This is a genomic window from Terrabacter koreensis (genome assembly GCF_054783315.1).
Genome location: NZ_BAAGQU010000004.1, coordinates 949,376 through 965,296, shown reverse-complemented (window position 1 = coordinate 965,296; position 15,921 = coordinate 949,376). Strand labels below are relative to the sequence as shown.

Annotated in this window: 13 protein-coding genes; 2 read left to right on the top strand and 11 right to left on the bottom strand. The window is 73.6% G+C overall.

The genetic code is table 11. The features are described from left to right. Position 1: 1 nt before the first annotated feature. A complete protein-coding gene (mtrA, locus tag ACYVNR_RS07265) occupies positions 2-679 on the bottom strand; it encodes an MtrAB system response regulator MtrA (RefSeq protein WP_045188310.1) in 678 nt (225 codons plus the stop codon). 151 nt (positions 680-830) lie between these two features. Beyond that, a complete protein-coding gene (locus ACYVNR_RS07260) occupies positions 831-1,370 on the bottom strand; it encodes a hypothetical protein (protein WP_461047533.1) in 540 nt (179 codons plus the stop codon). A gap of 146 nt (positions 1,371-1,516) precedes the next feature. Here ACYVNR_RS07260 and ACYVNR_RS07255 point away from each other — a divergent pair, with 146 nt between their 5' ends. Next, complete coding sequence (locus tag ACYVNR_RS07255) at positions 1,517-3,034, top strand: hypothetical protein (RefSeq protein ID WP_461047531.1); 1,518 nt, start codon at positions 1,517-1,519, stop codon at positions 3,032-3,034. A 103-nt stretch (positions 3,035-3,137) separates the two neighbouring features. On the opposite strand, the gene ahcY is transcribed toward ACYVNR_RS07255, so the two are convergent. The 7 genes from ahcY to ACYVNR_RS07220 all read right to left on the bottom strand — a co-directional run bounded on the left by ahcY (position 3,138) and on the right by ACYVNR_RS07220 (position 10,526). Next, on the bottom strand, positions 3,138-4,574 hold the full coding sequence (gene ahcY / locus ACYVNR_RS07250; protein WP_461047530.1) for an adenosylhomocysteinase: 1,437 nt from the start codon (positions 4,572-4,574) through the stop codon (positions 3,138-3,140). A gap of 227 nt (positions 4,575-4,801) precedes the next feature. Further along, positions 4,802-5,746: a DUF808 domain-containing protein gene (locus tag ACYVNR_RS07245; protein ID WP_461047528.1), complete on the bottom strand. Its 945-nt coding sequence runs from the start codon at positions 5,744-5,746 to the stop codon at positions 4,802-4,804. A gap of 42 nt (positions 5,747-5,788) precedes the next feature. Continuing rightward, positions 5,789-7,192, bottom strand: a complete 1,404-nt coding sequence (locus tag ACYVNR_RS07240; protein ID WP_461047526.1) for a mycothione reductase — start codon at positions 7,190-7,192, stop codon at positions 5,789-5,791. Positions 7,193-7,238: 46 nt separating this feature from the next. After that, positions 7,239-8,378 carry an SIS domain-containing protein gene (locus ACYVNR_RS07235; protein ID WP_458798424.1) on the bottom strand — a complete coding sequence of 380 codons (1,140 nt, stop codon included), beginning with the start codon at positions 8,376-8,378 and terminating at the stop codon, positions 7,239-7,241. A gap of 14 nt (positions 8,379-8,392) precedes the next feature. Continuing rightward, positions 8,393-8,599: a Trm112 family protein gene (locus tag ACYVNR_RS07230; protein ID WP_458798425.1), complete on the bottom strand. Its 207-nt coding sequence runs from the start codon at positions 8,597-8,599 to the stop codon at positions 8,393-8,395. Further along, positions 8,596-10,125, bottom strand: coding sequence for a phosphomannomutase/phosphoglucomutase (locus ACYVNR_RS07225; RefSeq protein ID WP_458798426.1), 1,530 nt, complete (start codon positions 10,123-10,125; stop codon positions 8,596-8,598). Before ACYVNR_RS07225 ends, ACYVNR_RS07230 begins: the two co-directional genes overlap by 4 nt. An 8-nt stretch (positions 10,126-10,133) precedes the next feature. Then, positions 10,134-10,526 carry a DUF3499 domain-containing protein gene (locus ACYVNR_RS07220; protein WP_045193302.1) on the bottom strand — a complete coding sequence of 131 codons (393 nt, stop codon included), beginning with the start codon at positions 10,524-10,526 and terminating at the stop codon, positions 10,134-10,136. A gap of 295 nt (positions 10,527-10,821) precedes the next feature. Between ACYVNR_RS07220 and ACYVNR_RS07215 the strand changes: the two genes are divergently transcribed. After that, entirely contained in the window at positions 10,822-11,157 is a 336-nt protein-coding gene (locus tag ACYVNR_RS07215) for a metallopeptidase family protein (protein ID WP_045193300.1), read from the top strand. A 52-nt stretch (positions 11,158-11,209) separates the two neighbouring features. On the opposite strand, the gene ACYVNR_RS07210 is transcribed toward ACYVNR_RS07215, so the two are convergent. Next, on the bottom strand, positions 11,210-12,682 hold the full coding sequence (locus tag ACYVNR_RS07210; RefSeq protein ID WP_461047522.1) for a DUF5719 family protein: 1,473 nt from the start codon (positions 12,680-12,682) through the stop codon (positions 11,210-11,212). Continuing rightward, positions 12,679-15,873 (bottom strand): glycosyltransferase family 2 protein, encoded by a 3,195-nt coding sequence (locus ACYVNR_RS07205; protein WP_461047520.1) that lies wholly within the window; start codon positions 15,871-15,873, stop codon positions 12,679-12,681. The genes ACYVNR_RS07210 and ACYVNR_RS07205 overlap by 4 nt, the downstream gene beginning before the upstream one ends. Positions 15,874-15,921 lie beyond the last annotated feature (48 nt).

The following is a 15,921-nucleotide window of genomic DNA, read 5'->3' as shown; positions in this document are numbered from 1 at the left end:
CTCAGGAGGGACCGGCCTTGTACCCCACGCCACGGACGGTCACCACGATCTCGGGCCGCTCGGGGTCGTGCTCGATCTTCGAGCGCAGCCGCTGGACGTGGACGTTGACGAGGCGCGTGTCGCCGGCGTGGCGGTAGCCCCACACCTGCTCGAGCAGCACCTCGCGGGTGAAGACCTGCCAGGGCTTGCGGGCGAGGGCGACGAGCAGGTCGAACTCGAGGGGCGTCAGCGACAGCGCCTGGCCGTCGCGCTTGACCGAGTGGCCGGCGACGTCGATCTCGAGGTCGCCGATGGCGAGCTTCTCGGGGGCCGGCTCGTCGCCACGGCGCAGCCGGGCGCGCACCCGCGCGATGAGCTCCTGCGGCTTGAACGGCTTGACCACGTAGTCGTCGGCTCCGGACTCCAGACCGACGACGACGTCGACGGTGTCGGTGCGAGCCGTGAGCATGACGATCGGCACGCCGCTCTCGGCACGGATGCGTCGGCACACCTCCATGCCGTCGAGCCCCGGCAGCATGACGTCGAGGAGCACGAGGTCGGGCCGCGAGTCGCGGAACGCGCCGACGGCCTCGGAACCGTCGGCCACGTGCGTGACCTCGAGCCCCTCGTTGCGCAGCACGATCCCCAGCATCTCGGCGAGCGCGAGGTCGTCGTCGACGACCAGAACCCGACCCTTCACGACACACTCCTTCCCGGGTCCGCGGACCACGGCCCCGTATGTCCTGAGCAAATCATCACACACGCAGGTCAGCGGGCCGGTGCACGCCGGAGCCGGGCGCGCGCGCCGGCCTGCACGCACGCCCGCGGGCGTACCCGGTCGGGGCTCGGGTTCAGCCCTGCGTGATGTACCACTTCCCGGCGATCTTGACCGCCTTGAAGCTGGCGACGACGTCAGCCGCCAGCGCCGGCTCGGTCGTGACGCTCTCGAACGTTGCGGTGTTGCCGCCGACGGTGGCGCCGTTGATCTGCAGCCCCTGGAAGGCCGCGCCCAGCTCCTTGATCTGGTCGAGCATCGGCGTGATCGACTTGCCGCACGCGGCCGCCGCGCCGGGGATGCTCGTGATCGCCTTGCCGCTCGCCGCCATGAGCGAGCACACGGAGTTGCCGTCGCCGGCGACCATGGAGCCGAGCCACGACGTCATCGCAGCCTCGGGGGTCGACTGGTCGATCGGGACGCGGGTCGCAGAGGCGGTCGCGGTGCCGGAGTCGTCAGCGGTGCCCGTCGACATGGAGTCGGTGGGGGTGGTCACGCTCGACGACGAGCCGGCCGGAGCGGACGGGGTGGCCGCTCCCTGGTCGGCCGACTTCGAGCAGCCGACGAGCGTGACGGACAGCGCCAGTGCGAGCGCACCGGGGAGGAGCTTGTTCATGGAGGGTTCCTGAGATCCAGGTGGTCGGTGAGTCCGGCAATCCTCCCACGGGCGAGCGCGGTCGGCCCGCCGTGGAGGCCGCCGCAAGAGCCCGCCAATCCACCCAAAACACCCCGGACACGCGTACGAACGGGGATGATCGGGCGGTGACGAGCGACATGAGGGAACTCGCCGCGTCGACCGCCGCGTCGACCGTCGCGTCGACCGACGGCGAGGTCGACGCGAACCCGGCCCAGCCCACCGACGGCGGGGCCGCGGGCACGGCTGCCGCCCGCCGGTCGGTGCTGCCGCTGCTGCTGCGGCAGGTGCTGCCGGGACTCGTCGTGCTCTTCACCGTCCTTCGCGTGGTCCGGCCCGTCGACGACCCCGACACGTTCTGGCACATCGCGGCCGGCGACCGGCTGCGCGAGACGTGGTCGTTCAGCGGCCCCGACCCGTGGAGCACGATGTCGACGCAGCCCTGGCGGCTGCACGAATGGCTCCCCGAGCTGCTCATGAGCCTCGTGCAACAGGCCTTCGGTCTCGCCGGGGTCTCGTGGCTGCTCCCGGCAGGCGCCGCGGCGGTCGTCCTGTGCTTCTGGGTCGTCGTCCGCCGCCAGGCCCCGCTGCTCGTCGCGGCCATCGTGCTCGTCGTCGCCACGGTGGCGCTGAGCGGGAGCCTGTCGCTGCGTCCGCACCTGGTCTCGTTCGCCCTCGCCGCGGTGACCACCGGCGCGTGGCTCGCGACGCGCCGCGACCTGCGGCCCCGCTGGTGGCTCGTCCCGCTCACCTGGGTCTGGGCGTGCAGCCACGGCATGTGGTTCGTCGGTGTCGCGATCGGCGTCGTCGCCCTCGTCGGCTTCCTCCTCGACGGGACGGTCCGCGGCCGCGCCTGGCTGCGCCTCCTCCTCGTGCCTCTGGGCTCGCTCGCCGCCGCCGCCCTGACGCCCGTCGGCCCCGAGCTGCTCGTGGCGCCGTTCTCGGTGCGGGAGTACGCGAAGTTCGTCACCGAGTGGCGCGCCCCCGCGCTGACCGACGTCGCCTTCGTGGCCCTGCTCGTCCTGGCGGCCCTGACCCTTCTCATCTGGTCCAGGGAGCGTCGACGCACCCCGTGGACCGAGATCCTGCTCGTCGGCCTGGCCATCGGCTTCTCCCTGCTCTACGTCCGCACGATCGCCGTGGGAGCCGCGATCATCGCGCCGATGGCCGCCATGGCGCTCGCGCGGGTCGTGCGGCTTCCTCGAGAGCCCCTCGCCAGGCGCGAGGTGGTGCTGACCCTGGGCCTCACGACGGCCGCGCTCGCCGTCGCCGGCCTGCTGGCGCCCGCCCGGGGGGCCCAGCCCGACTGGGGCCCCAACGACCTCGACCGGCAGATCGCGGCCCTGCCCGCGGGCACCGTGCTCTGCAACGACTACGGCAGCGGTGGCTGGCTCATCTGGAAGCACCCCAACGTGCGCCCCGCCATCGACGGCCGCACGGAGATCTACGCCGTCCCGCACGTCGAGTCGTACATGACCTTCCAGAGCGCCGCGACCGGCTGGGACGACTACCTCGACGAGACCGGCTGCCGGTGGGCCCTCGTGCCCGAGGACCTGCCCGTCGCCGAGGCGCTCGTGCGCCAGGCCTCCTGGACCGTGGCCGCGCGCGGCTCGACCTACCTGCTGCTCGAGGCGCCCTCGAGCTGACAGCCGCACGGCACTCGTCGCCGAGAGCACGTATGCCGCCCACCTCGCGAGGTGGGCGGCATACGTCATCGGTCGGCTGGGCCCGTGGGCCCGGGGCGGACCGTCAGTAGCGGTAGTGCTCCGGCTTGTACGGGCCGGCGACGTCGACGCCGAGGTACTCGGCCTGGCCCTTCGTCAGCTCGGTGAGCTGGACGCCGAGGGCGTCGAGGTGCAGGCGGGCGACCTTCTCGTCGAGGTGCTTCGGCAGCGTGTAGACCTGCTTGTCGTACTCGCCGGTCTTCGTGAAGAGCTCGATCTGGGCGATCGTCTGGTTCGAGAACGAGTTGCTCATGACGAAGCTCGGGTGGCCGGTGGCGTTGCCGAGGTTCATCAGGCGGCCCTCGGACAGCACGATGATCGAGCTGCCGCCCTCGAAGGTCCACTCGTGGACCTGTGGCTTGATCTGCGTCTTCGTGACGCCGGGCACGCGGGCGAGGCCGGCCATGTCGATCTCGTTGTCGAAGTGGCCGATGTTGGCCACGATCGCCTTGTTCTTCATCTTCGTCATGTGGTCGGCCGTGATGACGTCGTAGCAGCCGGTCGTCGTGATGAAGATGTCGGCGGAGTCGACGACGTCCTCCATGCGGGCGACCTGGAAGCCCTCCATCGCGGCCTGCAGCGCGCAAATGGGGTCGATCTCGGTGACGATGACGCGGGCGCCCTGGCCGCGCAGCGACTCGGCGCAGCCCTTGCCCACGTCGCCGTAGCCGGCGACGACGGCGACCTTGCCGCCGATGAGCACGTCGGTGGCGCGGTTGAGGCCGTCGATGAGCGAGTGGCGGCAGCCGTAGGTGTTGTCGAACTTGCTCTTGGTCACCGCGTCGTTGACGTTGATGGCCGGGAAGAGCAGGTCGCCGGACTCGGCCAGCTGGTAGAGGCGGTGGACACCGGTGGTGGTCTCCTCGGTGACGCCCTTGATGCCGGCGGCGACCTTCGTCCACTTCTGCGGGTCGGAGGCCATCGTCTGGCGCACGAGCTCCTTGAAGACGCCGAACTCCTCGGAGTCCTCCTCGGTGGTGGCGGGCACCTGGCCGGCCTTCTCCCACTCGAGACCCTTGTGGACGAGCATCGTGGCGTCGCCGCCGTCGTCGAGGATCATGTTCGGGCCCTCGCCGCCGGGCCAGGTGAGGATCTGGTCGGTGCACCACCAGTACTCGGGGAGCGTCTCGCCCTTCCAGGCGAAGACGGGGACGCCCTGCAGGTCGTCGGCCGAGCCGTTGGGGCCGACGACGACGGCCGCAGCGGCCTCGTCCTGCGTCGAGTAGATGTTGCAGGAGGCCCAGCGGACCTCGGCGCCGAGCGCGGTGAGCGTCTCGATGAGGACCGCGGTCTGGACGGTCATGTGGAGGGAACCGGCGATGCGCGCGCCCTTGAGGGGCTGGGCGGCGGCGTACTCCTCACGGATGGCCATGAGGCCGGGCATCTCGTGCTCGGCGAGACGGAGCTGGTGTCGGCCGGCCTCGGCGAGGCCCAGGTCGGCAACCTTGTAGTCGAAGGACATGAGTGATCGCTTCCTTTGATGGTCGGTGTGCAGACCCGGCGCGCCCCTCTGGGCTCATCTGGCGGGTCATCACCCACGCCGGCAGTCCCCGAGTCTAGCGGCGACGCCGCGTCGGCTCGAATGCCGTGTCGAGCGTTCGCGGCCACCACCCGCGACACCGCGCCTGCTCCGCCTCGGCGGAGTCGTGGCGGAGTCGTGGCGGTGTCGCCGGCTCGAGCGCCGGCGCCTCAGTGGGCCGAGACGGTCTCGTCGGCCTTCTTGCGGCGCGGCAGCACGTGCAGCAGCGCGACGACGACCGCGCCCACGACGAGGCCGATCAGCGCGGAGGCCAGCGTGTTGACCAGCCAGGCGAGGATGCCGCCGACACCGGCGACCCCGGCGACGCCCTCCTCGAGGTGGTGCACGAAGTCGTAGAGCGGGTGCCAGCCGAGCTCGTCGACGCCGACGAGGAGGATGTGCCCGCCGACCCAGAGCATGGCCGCGATGCCGACGGTCGACAGGATCGAGAGCAGCCTCGGCATGCCCTTGACGAGCCCGCGGCCGATGCGCTGCGACGCGCCGGACTCGCGCTCGGCGAGCTTGAGCCCGACGTCGTCCATCTTGACGATGAGGCCCACGACGCCGTAGACGAGCGCGGTGATGAGCAGCGCCACGATGACGAGGATGATGAGGCGCGAGACGAACGGCTCGGTCTCGACCTCGTTGAGCGCGATGACCATGATCTCGGCCGACAGGATGAAGTCGGTGCGGATCGCTCCCGCGACGACCGAACCCTCGTCGACCTCGCCCTCGGCGGCGTCCTGCTCCTCGTGGTGCCCCGAGAGCAGCTCCCAGACCTTCTCGGCCCCCTCGTAGGCGAGGTAGGCGCCGCCGACCATGAGGACCGGCGTCAGCAGCCAGGGCAGGAACTGGCTGAGCAGCATGATGACCGGCAGGATGATGAGCAGCTTGTTGCGCAGCGAGCCGGCCGCGATCTTCTTGATGATCGGCAGCTCGCGCTCGGGCGCCAGCCCCTGGACGTAGCGCGGGGTGACCGCGGTGTCGTCGACGACGACGCCCGTGGCCTTGACGCTGGCCTTCGCGGCGGCGGCCCCCACGTCGTCGACCGACGCCGCCGCGAGCTTCACGAGTGCCGCGATGTCGTCGAGAAGGGCTACGAGTCCGCCTGCCATGGCGTCATCCTAGGGGCGTCTGGGAAACGGCTGGGAACGCGCTCAGGCGCTCGGCTCGAGCCGCAGGCCGAGCAGGGCGTTCTCGACGACCTCGGCCAGCGCCGGGTGGATCCAGTACTGGCCGCGGGCCAGCTCGGCCACGGGGGTGTCGAGCGCGAGCGCCTGCACGAGCGGCTGGATGAGCGAGGTGGCCTGTGGTCCCATCAGGTGGGCGCCGAGGAGACGGCCGGTGGTCGGGTCCGCGACGACCTTGCACACGCTGGACCGGTCCTCCATCGCCCAGCCGTATGCCGTGTCGCCGTACGCCTGCACGTACGTGACGTGGGGGCGGCCCTGCTCGACGCACTCCTGCTCGGTGAGGCCGACCGTGGCGATCTGGGGGTGGCTGAAGATGCCGGAGGGCACGTGGTCGTGCGGCAGCCGCCTCAGGTCGTCGGGGTGGACGAGGTTGTGCGCGATCGCCCGGGCCTCGGCGTTGGCGACGTGCTTCAGCTGGAAGGGCGAGCTGACGTCGCCGAGCGCCCACACCCCGGGCGCGCCCGTGCGGCCGTACGCGTCGACCTCGAGGCGTCCGTCGTCGAGCACGGTGAGCCCGCCGGCCTCGGCGCCGAGGGCCTCCGTGTTGGGGCGGCGTCCGGTGGCGACGAGCACTAGGTCGGCGTCGACGACCGCGGTGCTGTCGAGGTGCAGCCGCACGCCCGCTGCCCCGTCGCCGCGTTCGAGTGCGGTGACGTTGCTGCTGGTGCGCACGTCCCACTGCTCTCGGGCGAGGTCGGTGAAGCGCTGCGAGATGTCGGTGTCGAGGTGCCGCAGCAGCTGCGAGCCACGCGCCACGATGGTCACGTGCACGCCGAACGAGGCGAAGACGTGCGCCATCTCGACGGCGATGAACCCGCCGCCGATGATCGCCAGCCGCCTCGGCAGGTCGCCGATGCGCATGATCGTGTCGGAGGTGTGGACCTCGACGCCCAGCTCGAGGCACGACCGGGTGACGACGTCGGGCAGCACGGGGTGGGCCCCTGCGGCGACGACGACCTGGTCGGCGGTGACCGTCTCGCGGCCGCCGTCGTGCAGCTCGACCGCGAGGGTGCGGTCGCCGGTGAAGGTCGCGTGCCCGAGGAACGCCGTCGTGTTCGGCCCCTCCTGCCGGTAGCGGCGGCCACCGTCGGAGATGGGGTCGATGCGCCCGAAGACCCGGTCGCGCACGTCGGCCAAGCGCACTCCCTCGAAGGTCGCGTCCACGCCGTAGCGGCCGGCCTCGCGCACCGTGGTCGCGACGTCGGCGGCGTAGACGAACATCTTCGTCGGGATGCAGCCGACGTTGAGGCAGGTGCCGCCGAAGGTGCCGCCCTCGATGACGGCCACCCGCTTGCCGTCGAAGTCGGGCGTCACGAGCGAGTTGCCGGAGCCGCTGCCGATGATGGCCAGGTCGAAGTGCTGGGTCACCGGGGCAGGATACGTTCCGCACACATCCCGGGCTGCGCGCGGTCGGTCAGGTGCCTCGGGCACCGCGCAACAGGCGTACGTGCGGGGACGTGGCTGGGTCGAACCCGAAGCCGAGCGCGAGGTAGGTGGCGGCGAAGTCGGTGAGCGCCACGTGGTGCGCGAGCCGCAGCAGCGGGTCGGGTGCGTCGGCGTCGAGCAGCGACACGCGTACGCCGGCGTCCTCGGCCACGGACACCACGGTGTCAGCGAGGCGCGGGCCCTCGCCGCCGGACGTGTCGCGCAGCATGATGAGCCGCAGCGGCGGCCGGGTCGGACCGTCGAGGAACGGGTCGGCGAAGATGTCGTCCGTGCCGCCGCCCCCGGACTGCCCGGGCGCGAGCGGGCCGTCGAAGCAGGCGACGATCTGGCTCGCCGCGTCGGGCAGGCAGCCGTGGGCGACCGGGACGCGGCCGGTGCGGCCGAACATGGACGCGGCCCGGCGGGCCGTGACGTCGCCGAACGGGCCCTCACCCAGCACGATGGGGGTCGACTCGGCGAGCTCGGTCGCCAGGACCTTGGCGGGGTTGACGAAGGACTCGGACCCGGGGCGCGCGTCGGTCGCGACGCGGTCGAGCACGTCAGCGAGCTCGGTGAGGGTCTCGGGCGTGCAGGAGGCGATGCCCATGGCGTCGGCCGCGAGCAGCGCCGGCGTGGCCTGGGCCCACATCGACGTGCGCGACGAGGAGCCGACGACGGGGATCGGCACGTGGACGCCGTGGGCGCGGGCGGTGACGTCGGCGAGCGGCGACTCGTCGGCGCCCACGGTGACGAGGAAGGCCCCGCGACGTGCGGCCTCGGCGGCGAGGGCGAGCGTGCCGGCGGCTCGGCCGGACTGCGACACGGCGATGACGACGTCGAGCGCGCCGACCCAGCCGGGCAGCGACCCCGACGAGCAGCTCTGGACGGGCAGCGCGGCAGCCCCGTGAGAGACGGCCTCGAAGAGGTCGGCGACGGCGACCGATCCACCGGCAGCCGCCACCACGACGCCCCGCGGCTCGATGTCACGCAGCCGGTCGAGGCCGGCCTCACCGGCCGCGGCCATGGTGCGGCGCACCTGGGCGCCGGACCCGGCGAGCGCGCGCAGCGACTCGCTGCGGTCGAGGGCGCTCAGCGCACCGTCGTCGTCGAGGCGGGCTTCGTCGAACACGGCGCCCACGGAACTCAGCCGTCGGTGCGGCGGGCGAGGTCGACGAGCAGGACCGGGACGCCACCCTCGACGGGGTAGGCGAGGTGGCAGGTGTCGCAGCGCAGCTCGACGAGCTCGGCGCCGCCGGGTGCGGCCGCCACGTCGGCGACCTCGCCCTTGCACTGCGGGCAGCGGATGATCCCGCGCAGCCACGGCTCGATGGTCTGGTGGCTCTGGGTCACGAAGCGTCTCCTGCGTCCTGAGTGGTGGAGCTGGTGGTGGAGCTGGTGGTGGAGCCGGTGGTGGACCCGCTCCGGTCGTCTGTGGCGGCGGTGGCGTCCGAGCGGATCAGGGCGAGCAGCTCGTCGCGCACGTCCTGCATCGTCTCACGGTCGGCAGCCTCGACGTTGAGGCGCAGCAGCGGCTCGGTGTTGGAGGCGCGCACGTTGAACCACCAGGTCGGTGACTGGCCCTCGGGGCTGGTCACCGTCAGGCCGTCGAGCTCGTCGGTGCCGGCGCCACGCACCTTGGCCCAGGCGCGCACCTGCTCGACGACGGCGGCCTGGTCGGTGACGGTCGAGTTGATCTCGCCCGACGCGACGTAGCGCTCGTAGGCGGCGCAGAGCTCGGACAGCGGGCGCTCCTGCTCGCCAAGGGCCGACAGCACGTGCAGCGCGGCGAGCATGCCGGTGTCGGCGAACCAGAAGTCGCGGAAGTAGTAGTGGGCGGAGTGCTCGCCGCCGAAGACGGCTCCGGCGCGGGCCATCTCGGCCTTGATGAAGGAGTGGCCGACCCGAGTGCGCACCGGGGTGGCGTCGGCCTCGAGGACGACCTCACGCACTGCGGCGCTCGAGATGACGTTGTGCACGATCGCGACGTCGGTGTCGCCGCCCTCACGGGCGCGGGCGATCTCGCGCACGGCCACGAGCCCCGTGACCGCGCTCGGTGACACGGGCTCGCCGTCGGCGTCGACGACGAAGCAGCGGTCGGCGTCGCCGTCGAAGGCGAGGCCGATGTCGGCACCGTGCTCGCGCACCGCGGCCTGCAGGTCGACGAGGTTGGCCGGGTCGAGCGGGTTGGCCTCGTGGTTGGGGAACGTGCCGTCGAGCTCGAAGTAGAGCGGGACGACCTCGAGCGGCAGCGCGGGCAGCCCGGCGCCCGTGCCGAGGACCGCGGGCACGGTGTGGCCGCCCATGCCGTTGCCGGCGTCGACGACGACCTTGAGGGGGCGGGAGCCGGAGAGGTCGACGAGCCCACGGAGGAAGGCGGCGTAGTCGCCGAGCAGGTCGCGGGTCGTCACCGTGCCGGGTCCGCCGACGGGCTGGGCGAGGCCCGAGCCGCCGTCGAGCATCCACTGGGCGAGGTCGCGGATCTCGGCCAGGCCGGAGTCCTGCCCGACCGGGCGGGCGGCCGAGCGGCAGAGCTTGATGCCGTTGTACTGCGCCGGGTTGTGGCTCGCCGTGAACATCGCACCGGGCAGGTCGAGGGCACCGCTCGCGTAGTAGAGGCCGTCGGTGGAGCACAGGCCGATCATCGTGACGTCGACGCCGCGCGAGGTCACCCCGGCGGCGAAGGCCGCGGAGAGCTCGGGCGAGCTCGGGCGCATGTCGTGGCCGATGACGATGCCGGCGGACCCGTCGGGAACGGCCACCACCTCGGCGAAGGCGGCTCCCAGCGCCTGCGCGACCGCCGGGGAGAGCTGGTCGGGCACGGTTCCGCGTACGTCGTAGGCCTTGACGAAGTCTGCGAGGCGAGGCACGCCGAACACCCTAGTGCTCAGGAGTCCTTGAGGATGCGCAGGTGTCCACGACGGCCCGACTCGACGGCGCCGGAACCGGCCTCCGCGTCGGCCTGGCCGCGGGAGGCGGTGCGGGGGTCGCTGCCGCGTGGGGCGCGGGGGCGGCCGGCCTCGCGCACGGCATCGGCCAGGGCGAGCAGGTCGTCGGCGGCCAGCGCGGGCTCGGGGAACTCCCCACCGACGCGGACGACCTCCCAGCCCCGCGGCGCGGTCATGCGCTCGGCGTGCTCGAGGCACAGGTCGTACGTGTGCGGCTCGGCGTACGTCGCGAGCGGACCGACGACGACGGCCCGGTCGGCATAGGCGTAGGTCAGGGTCGCGACGGCCGGGCGAGCGCATCCCGTCTTCGAGCAACCACGTGTCAGACCCACGATCCGGGACTCTAGCCCGCGCCCGCGCCGAGGACGAAACACCACGCCGTCCGCCGCCTCGTGAGGTCTCCGCGGCCCGGGCCGCCGGCACTCCAGCACCGACGGCGTCGGCCGCCGGAACGCCGTCGTCGAGGGCGGTCGGCGGTCCGGCGGTTCGGTGCGACCGCGCTCCCGGGTCGCGATCTAGAGTGGAGGTGTGGACACCGTCTCGCCCCGCACGCCAGCGCGACGCCGGCGACGTGACCGTCACGGGCGGGGCCGCCGGGGCCCGCTGGCCTGGCCGCCGGTTCCCGCCATGACCTCGCGCCGCGACGAGTTCGACGACTTCGTGCTCGATGCCGCGGCCCGCCTCGAGGCCACGTGCGGCCGCGCCTTCCCCGCCGTGGAGTTCGCGGTCGAGGACGTCCCGCGGGGTCCCGCGCCCTGGGACCACCGGGAGGTGCCGCTGGGGCGGCTCTACCCCGCGACCAACGCCCGCCCGGCCCGCATCGTCGTCTACCGCCGCCCGGTCGAGACCCGGGTGACCGACCGGCGCGACGTCGCAGCGCTCGTCGCCGACATCGTCACCGAGCAGGTCGCGGGGCTCCTCGGGGTCTCCCCCGAGGAGCTCGACCCCGGCTTCGGCGAGTGAGCCGACCGGCCCGGTCGACCTGTCTCCTTTCAGACCGTACGGAGACCGCGCGTCAGTTGCGCACCTGGCGCACCGGCACCGAGAGCGCCCTCACGGGGGCATCGACCAGCGGGGCCACCGAGTAGAACGGCACCCCTCCGTCCTGACCCGTCACGGACAGGGCGGCCCGCACGGTCCCCTCGACCGGCGTCACCCAGACGCCCGAGGCGGGGCCGACATCGACGACGGTCGTCGAGTCGGGGGCCACGGTCACCGTGGAGACCTTCGACGCGCCCGCACCCGACCGCCGGACGGTGACCGTGCTCTGGGCCGGACCAGCCGTGAGCAGAAGACGTTTCGTGGCGGTTGGCAGCCCCGGCAGGAGCACGCCCGCGACGCCGCGGATGGCGGGCGTGGCGGGGGCCCAGGCGAAGTCGCCCATCTGGTCGCCGGTGGTCGCGCGGCGCTCGGACCACGCGGCCCCGACCAGCGGCTGGTCGGACCGGATGCCGATGGCCGAGGCCGACGACACCGCGACCGGCACGTCGAGCGTCGACCCTGCCGGCACCCGGACCGCGCGCAGCGCGGCGGGCTGCTCGACGCCCTTCGCACCGAGCAGACGCACCTGGGCGAGGGCTTCCGTGTCGCCGGGGTTCGCGAGGCGCAGCAGCACCTGGGGGGCGGCCTCGATGCCCGGGACGACGAGGTCGGTGCCGGGCGAGGCAGCCCGCGTGGCGTCGTCGATGCCGCGTCCGGTGGCGCCGGAGATCCACTGGTCGTCGAGGACGGCCGACACGACGCCTCCCGTGGCCACGACATGGACGACCGGGCCGGCCTCGGCGGGCGCGATCGCGTCGAGCGAGATGACCTGTCGGGACAGCGGTGGGATCGGGATGCTGCGATCGGCGGAGCCCTCGACGCGGCCCGAGCGACCCAGGACGTCGAGCGACACGGAGACGGCGTTGGCGCCCGGGTTGCTCACGATGACGCGCTCGGTGCGGGACGCGCCCGCCCCGCCACCCACCAGCCAGACGTCGGACGACGGCAGCTGGCACGGGGTCAGGGCCAGGCCTCGGTCGTCGTCGCCCGTGTGCCTCCATACCTGGGTGGCGACGAGGCCCGGCGCGAGGGCGCCGCTGGCCGCTGCGACCACCAGGTCCGGCGTCGAGACGTCAGCAGTGGCAGGGCTGCCCGCCGACGAGGACTGCGCGAGGCCGGTCGCCGACGTGCCGAGCGACAGCCGGACCGACCCGCTGGCGCCCGCAGCCGCTCCCGCGACGACGCCGACCTCCGGGGCCGCCGCGGCCACGGAGACGGTGCCCGCGACGTCGCGCAGGCCGACGGCGCCGAGACGTTGCTGGCCCGGGCACACCAGGGCGGCCTCGTCGACGAGCACGCTCGACGACTCCGGCAGGCCGGCACGTTCGTCGGCGGAGGCGAGCTGCACCGAAGCCCCCGAGGCCCCGACGCGCGTCGCGCCGACGGCGAGCGCGGCGGCGACGAGGGCGACCGATGCGACCCGGACGATGCCGGACGTGTTGTTCACGAGCGCCTCCTCGAGCGGCGGTTGCCGAAGGGCACGGCGAGGAAGACGACGAGGCCCACGAGCAGGGCCTGGCCCAGGCGCCACCAGGGCTGTGCGGCGGCGAGGTCGACGACGAGGTCGCCCGACGTCGGCGGCACGGCATACGTCGGCTGGGTCGCGCCCGGGACGGGGTCGAGGCGGCGACCGTCGAAGGTGACGACGGCCTGACCCGACCACTCGGTCGGCTCGGCCATCACGAGCAGCCGTCGGCCCGAGCCTGCCGGCAGCGTGGTCTCGACCGCGCCGTGCGGTCCGGTCGTGGGGACGACCTGGAGCAGGGCTCCGTCGGCGTCGACGAGCCGTGCCCGGGACGGGGCCGGCGCGACCGAGGCGCCGTTCGGACCGGGCAGCGGCTGCACCTTCCAGAGGATGCCCCGTTCGCTCGCGCCCAGCCGGCTGAGCCCTGCGGAGGAGTCGAGACGTCGGGTCAGGGGGGAGTCGCCGGTCGCCCCGACCTGCACGAAGCCGATGCCCAGACGGGCCAGCGCGGCGGAGTCGAGCGAGTTGGCACCTCGACCGCCCACGATGTTCGCGACCGCCTCGACGAGAGGGGCGTCGTCGGCGTCGGGAGCCCGGTCGAGGTCGCGCAGCACCTCGCCCGGCTCCTGCCCGGCCAGCACGAAGTCGACGACCTCGTCGGACGGGCGCAGGACGAGCAGTCGGTTGCCGAGCGGGCCGCTGCCCTGCTCGACGGCGACGGCAGGCAGGGTCGCCTGGCCGACGGACAGGGTGCGTCCGAGACCGTCGTACGCCTGGAGGCCGGCGGTCGTGAGGAGCGGGAGCATCGCGAGGGTGGCGGCGCCGACCGCCGCCGCGAAGCCCCAGCGGCGGCCGGGCCGTCGCAGTGAGGCGAGGACGGGCCGGCTGCCGGCCAGCAGGCCGACGAGGAGCCCGGCCAGCCAGAGCTGGACGCCGAGCCCCGCCCACAGGTGGGCGGGCCGTGACTCGCCGACGCCGGTCTCGGCCGAGCCGAGCACGACGACCTGCGAGGCGAGAGCCCCCGCCAGCCCCAGCAGCGCCACGAGCGAGCCGGCGGCGAGCCCGACCGACTCGGCGCGGCTGCGGCCACGGACGGCGAACCCGAGGAGTGCCAGGAACACGAGCGGTGCCCCGAGCCAGACCGCGACGCCGACACCGCCCGGCTGGCCGAGCACGACGGCGAGGACGCCCCAGGGGCCGCGGTCGTCGGACGTCGACAGGAGGCCGGGGCCGGAGAGCAGCAGTCGCCAGTCCTCGACGAAGCGCGCGGACCAGGGGCCGAGCAGGGCGGCCGGGACGACGAGGAGGACGAGAGCGCGCGCCCGGCGCAGGCCCGGCCCGAGGACCAGCAGCACGAACGCGGCGAAGGCGGAGAGCCCGAGCAGCGGCGGGGCGAAGGCGCCCAGCACCGCCGTCGCGAGCGCCGTGGCGAAGGTGGCGGTGAAGGTGCCGTCGCGGCGCCCCGCGAGGCAGTAGCCGGCCAGCACGAAGGGCAGGAGCACGTGCACCACGGCGACGCTGACGCGGCCCTGCGCGATGCCGCCCGCGGCGACGCCGGCGGTGCCCCAGGCGACGGCGCCGAGCGCGCGGGCCACGCGGGCCTGCGTGACGACGCGTGCGGCGAGGTAGGCGGACCACGCCGCGACGACGGGGGCGAGGAAGAGCAGCCAGGCGATGGTGACCCCGGCGCTCGATCGGCTCTCGGCCACGCCGGGCACCCGCTCGGCGAGCCAGGTCAGCAGCGAGAGGACGGCGAGGTGCGGCCCCGAGTCGGCCCCGGTGCCGAGTCCGGCGCCGTGCCAGGCGTCACGGAACGCGTGCCAGAGCCCTGAGGAGCCGGAGGTGACGGGACGCAGCTCTCCGCCGGCGACTCCCGTGTGGGTCGGCGAGAGGGCGCCGGTGCGGATCGCGTCACGCCAGGCCACGACGGTGGCGACGAGCACGGCGGCGACGGCGAGGAACCCGGGGTGGCTGACGATGCGCCTGGGCAGCGATGCCGGCAGGTGGTCGAGCGACTCGGACTCGTCGGCGACGGGCCCGGTCTCGGTGGTGGTCGCCGCCTCGCGACGCACCCGCGCACGCTCGGGAGTGATGGCGTCCTGGATGTGGTCGACGGTGGTGCGGGCCGCGACACCCGGCGGCACGAACAGCGTGCCGAGGTGGTCACGGCGCAGGCGCTTGGTACGCCGACCGCGCCAGCGGGCGGCGAGCGTGGCGAAGGGGTGGAACAGGGCCGAGACGTCGGTCAGCTCGCGCCAGGCCTGCCGCGGCCGTTTGGCCACGAGCAGGGTCAGCGAGGCGACCACGGCCGAGAGCGCCATCCAGAGCGCGAGGAACGGTGCCGCGAACGGCGAGCAGCGAGCGAGGGTGACCTGCCGGGACGCACGTCGGGCACGACGTTCGAGCTCCCTGGGGCGGGCGCCGCCCGGGCGCTCACCGTCGAGGCCGGCCGAGGCGTCGCGGACCACGGCCGCGGGCACCACGACAACTCGGTGGCCGGCGAGCTGGGCCCGCCAGCCGAAGTCGAGGTCGGCGCCGTGCTCGACGAAGGCGGGGTCGAACCCGCCGAGGTCGTCGTAGGCGGAGCGCCGGACGAGCATGCCACTCGTGCTGACGGCGAGCACGTCGGCACGGTGGTCGTACTGTCCCTGGTCGGCCTCGCCGCGGGCGGGCGACGCCAGTCGTCGGCCGGTGCGCGTGATCTGGATGCCCATCTCGACGAGACGGCGCGGGTCCTCCCAGCTGACGATCTTGGGGCCGGCGACGCCGACGGACTTCGAGCTCAGGCCGGCCTGAAGCAGCTGCGCGAGGGCGTTGCGCCGCGGGACGGTGTCGTCGTGCAGCACCCAGACCCAGCTCGTCGACGCGTCGTCTCCGACGGGGAGCCGGGACATGCCGCGCTCGATGGCGCGGCCGACGGGCACGCGGGACTCGAGTGGGAGCACCTCGACGGAGCCGATCCTCTCGCGCACGCCCGGGTGCGCCGTCGCGATGGCGACCGAGGTGTCGGTGCTCGCGACGTCGACGACGACGAGCCGCGCTGGCGGCAGCGTCTGGGCGGCCAGGCCGTCGAGACACTGCGCCAGCCACGCAGCTCCGTTGTGCACGATGACGATCGCGTCGACCGTCGCACTCGGTCGCTGCCCGGTGGAGGGAGGGGCAGGCAACGACATCGGCGACACACTCCCCGCTCCGGCGGGGGTGTTTCGGTCTTCGGTGAG

Coding starts and splice junctions, on each gene's coding strand:
- ACYVNR_RS07205 (WP_461047520.1), bottom strand. CDS start 15,873: ATGTCGTTGCCTGCCCCTCCCTCCACCGGGCAGCGACCGAGTGCGACG.
- ACYVNR_RS07260 (WP_461047533.1), bottom strand. CDS start 1,370: ATGAACAAGCTCCTCCCCGGTGCGCTCGCACTGGCGCTGTCCGTCACG.
- ACYVNR_RS07215 (WP_045193300.1), top strand. CDS start 10,822: ATGACCTCGCGCCGCGACGAGTTCGACGACTTCGTGCTCGATGCCGCG.
- ahcY (WP_461047530.1), bottom strand. CDS start 4,574: ATGTCCTTCGACTACAAGGTTGCCGACCTGGGCCTCGCCGAGGCCGGC.
- ACYVNR_RS07245 (WP_461047528.1), bottom strand. CDS start 5,746: ATGGCAGGCGGACTCGTAGCCCTTCTCGACGACATCGCGGCACTCGTG.